Below are 3,479 nucleotides of genomic sequence, written 5' to 3' on the forward strand. Positions count from 1 at the left end.
CCGTAGACGATGTAGCTGTGGCCGGTGACCCAGCCGATGTCGGCGGTGCACCAGTAGACGTCGGTGCCGGGTTTGTGGTCGAAGACGTAGTGGTGGGTGTAGGCGGTCTGGGTGAGGTAGCCGCCGGAGGTGTGCAGGATGCCTTTGGGTTTTCCGGTGGTGCCGGAGGTGTAGAGGATGAACAGCGGGTGTTCGGCGTCGAAGGGCTGGGCTCGGTGTTCGGGGGAGGCCTGCGCGACGGTCTCGTGCCACCACAGGTCGCGGCCCTCGGTCCAGGGCACCTCGATCTCGGTGCGGCGCACCACCAGCACGTGTTCGACGGTGGTCTCACCGGACTCACCCAGCGCCTCGTCCACCGCGGCCTTGAGCGGTGCGGGCTTACCGCGCCGCCACTGGCCGTCGGTGGTTACCACCAGCCGCGCGCCGGCGTCGTCGACGCGCTGGCGCAGCGCGGCCGGGGAGAAGCCGGCGAACACCACCGAATGCGTCAGGCCCAGCCGCGCACACGCCAGCATGGCCACGATGGCCTCCGGCACCATCGGCATATAGATGGCGACCCGATCCCCGGCGGTCAACCCCAGCTCGGTGAAGTAGTTCGCCGCCCGGCTCACCTCGGCCAGCAGCTCCCGGTAGGTGATCGAGCGGGAATCGCCCGGCTCGCCCTCCCAGTGGATGGCGACCTGATCGCCGTGGCCGTCGAGCACATGCCGGTCCACGCAGTTGTAGGCCACATTGAGGGTGCCGCCGGCGAACCACTCCGCATACGGCGCGTTGCTCCAGTCCAGCACCTGGTTCCACGGCCGGTCCCAGTGCAACCGGCGGGCCTGTTCGGCCCAGAATTCGAGCCGGTCCGCGGCCGCCCGGTCGTACAGGGCGGCACCGGCATTGGCGTTCGCGGCGAATTCGGCGGGCGGCGGGTAGGCGGCGGGACTGTCGAGCTGGTCGACGGTGACGGTGGTCAACGCGTGCACTCCTATCGAATGAGCAAGGGGGACAACGGGGATCGGGCAGTTCTCAGTGCACCACCGCCTTCTCCGCGCCAACGCCGGTCAGCGAGCGCACCTCCATCTCGGCGGCCTTGGCCGGATCCTCGCCGCCGCGGCGTCCGCCGTAGTAGGTGCCCGCGACGCCGAGCGCGAACGCCAGCGGGATGGACACGATGCCCGGGTTGGACAGCGGGAACCAGGAGAAGTCCGAACCGGGGATCATCGCCGACTTCGACCCGGACACGGCGGGGGAGAACACGATCAGCACGATGGTCGAGATCAGGCCGCCGTACATGCTCCACAGCGCGCCGGTGGTGTTGAACCGTCGCCAGAACAGCGAGTACAGGATCGTCGGCAGGTTCGCCGCGGCCGCCACCGCGAAGGCCAGCGCCACCAGGAAGGCGATGTTCTGGCCGTTGGCCAGGATGCCGAGGCCGATGGCCAGCACGCCGATCACCACCGCGGTGATCCGTGACACCCGCACCTGGGCGGCCTCACCGGCCTTGCCGCGCTTGAGCACGCTGGCGTAGATGTCGTGGGCGAAGGAGGCCGAGGCGGTGATCGTCAGCCCGGCCACCACCGCCAGGATGGTGGCGAACGCGACCGCGGAGATCACGCCGAGCAGCAGCACACCGCCGAGTTCGAAGGCCAGCAGCGGGGCCGCCGAGTTCTGCCCACCGGCGGCGGCGAGGATCTTGTCCGGGCCGACGATGGCCGCCGCGCCGTATCCGAGCACCAGGGTGAACAGGTAGAACGCACCGATGAGGGCTATGGCCCACACCACCGAGCGACGAGCCTCCTTGGCCGTGGGCACGGTGTAGAAGCGCATCAGCACATGCGGCAGACCGGCGGTGCCGAGCACCAGGGCCAGACCGAGGGACAGGAAGTTCAGCTTCGACATCTCGCTGCCGCCGTACTGGGCGCCGGGGGCCAGCACATCGCGGGCGGCGACGGCCTCGCTGGCCGAACCGCTCACCGCGGCCTGCGCGGAACCGAGGATCTCCGACAGGTTGAACCCGTACTTCGCGAACACCACCACCGTCATCACGCCGGCGCCGGTGATCAGCAGCACCGCCTTGATGATCTGTACCCAGGTGGTGCCCTTCATGCCGCCGACGAGCACGTAGACGATCATCAGCACACCGACCACCGCGATCACCACGGCCTGCCCGGACTTGCTGGAGATATCGAGCAGTAGCGCCACCAATCCGCCGGCACCGGCCATCTGGGCCAGCAGGTAGAACAGTGAGACCGTGAGCGTGGTCAGCGCCGCCGCGGTGCGCACCGGACCCTGCTTCAACCGGAAGCTGAGCACGTCGGCCATGGTGAATTTACCGGTGTTGCGCAGCATTTCGGCCACCAGCAGCAGTGCCACCAGCCAGGCGACCAGGAACCCGATGGAGTAGAGGAACCCGTCGTAGCCGTAGACCGCGATGGCGCCGGCGATGCCGAGGAAGCTGGCCGCCGACAGATAGTCACCGGCGATGGCGATGCCGTTCTGCGGGCCGGAGAAACCACGCCCACCGGTGAAATAGTCGGCGGCAGTGGTGTTCTTGCGGCTGGCCCGGATCACCACGACCATGGTGACCGCCACGAACAGCGCGAAAATACTGATATTGGCGACCGGATTGCCGACGGTGTCGGCGGCCAGATACTGCACGCTCATGCCTTGACCCCTTCGAGTTCCTCGCGAATGGCCGCGGCCCGCGGGTCGAGTTCCCGGTTGGCGAACCGGACATAGAGCCCGGTGATGACGAAGGTGGACACGAACTGCCCGAGCCCGAGCACCAGCCCGACATTGATATTGCCGAACAGCGTGGTGGCCATGAAGTCGTGCGCGTACGCGCCGAGCAGCACGTACACCAGGTACCAGGTGAGGAACAGGGCGGTCATCGGGAAGACGAAGCGCCGCAAGCGGGTTCGCAGTTCCTGGAACTCGGGGCCGGCCTGCACCCGGAGGAACTCCTCGGGTGTCGGCGTACGCGGCGGCGGTGCGGCGTCGGTATCGGTTGTGGTCATCACCCGGTCCTAGCTGTGACGTGGCTTACGGTGTGTACCGAAGTTACGACTGGTAAGCCCCGCACAGAATGGTGTGGCCTGAGTCACTCGGCAGACGGAATCGACCGTGCGGTGAACGGTCGGATCGGCGCGACGAACGGTCAGCCCGCCGACAGCCCCCGCTCGCGATCGGCACCCATACCGAGGCGTTCAGGGGCGTGCATGCGCACGAAGATCCGCGCCACGGTCAGCGCGTCCTGGCGGCGCGTGAGCAGGCTGGCCACGACCATCGTCGCGAACGCCAGCGGCACACTGACCGCCGCCGGATAGCCGAGCAAGACCGCGGGCCAGCCGCCGGCCAGCTCGTCGGAGATGCCGCCGAGCACCGACACCACGGTCGCGCCACCCGAGGCCAGGCCGCCGGCGACCAACCCGGTGACGGCGCCGGCGGCGGTGAGACCCCGCCACCAGATACCGAGCACCAACAGCGGGCAC

At 68.4% G+C, this 3,479-nt stretch carries 3 protein-coding genes and 1 pseudogene; all 4 read right to left on the reverse strand.

The genetic code is table 11. The annotated features are described in order from the left end of the window. On the reverse strand, positions 1-962 hold a 962-nt coding region (locus tag RJ05_RS08880), incomplete at its 3' end, for an AMP-binding protein (protein WP_036535442.1). Positions 963-1,014: 52 nt separating this feature from the next. Then, positions 1,015-2,652, reverse strand: a complete 1,638-nt coding sequence (locus RJ05_RS08885) for a monocarboxylic acid transporter (protein ID WP_036535436.1) — start codon at positions 2,650-2,652, stop codon at positions 1,015-1,017. Beyond that, positions 2,649-3,005 (reverse strand): DUF485 domain-containing protein, encoded by a 357-nt coding sequence (locus tag RJ05_RS08890; protein ID WP_036535445.1) that lies wholly within the window; start codon positions 3,003-3,005, stop codon positions 2,649-2,651. The genes RJ05_RS08885 and RJ05_RS08890 overlap by 4 nt, the downstream gene beginning before the upstream one ends. 140 nt (positions 3,006-3,145) lie before the next feature. After that, a pseudogene (locus tag RJ05_RS31355) lies at positions 3,146-3,479 on the reverse strand (sodium/solute symporter); the annotation flags it as partial.

Source organism: Nocardia cyriacigeorgica NBRC 100375 (genome assembly GCF_000308555.1).
GTDB classification, from domain to species: Bacteria; Actinomycetota; Actinomycetes; order Mycobacteriales; family Mycobacteriaceae; genus Nocardia; species Nocardia cyriacigeorgica.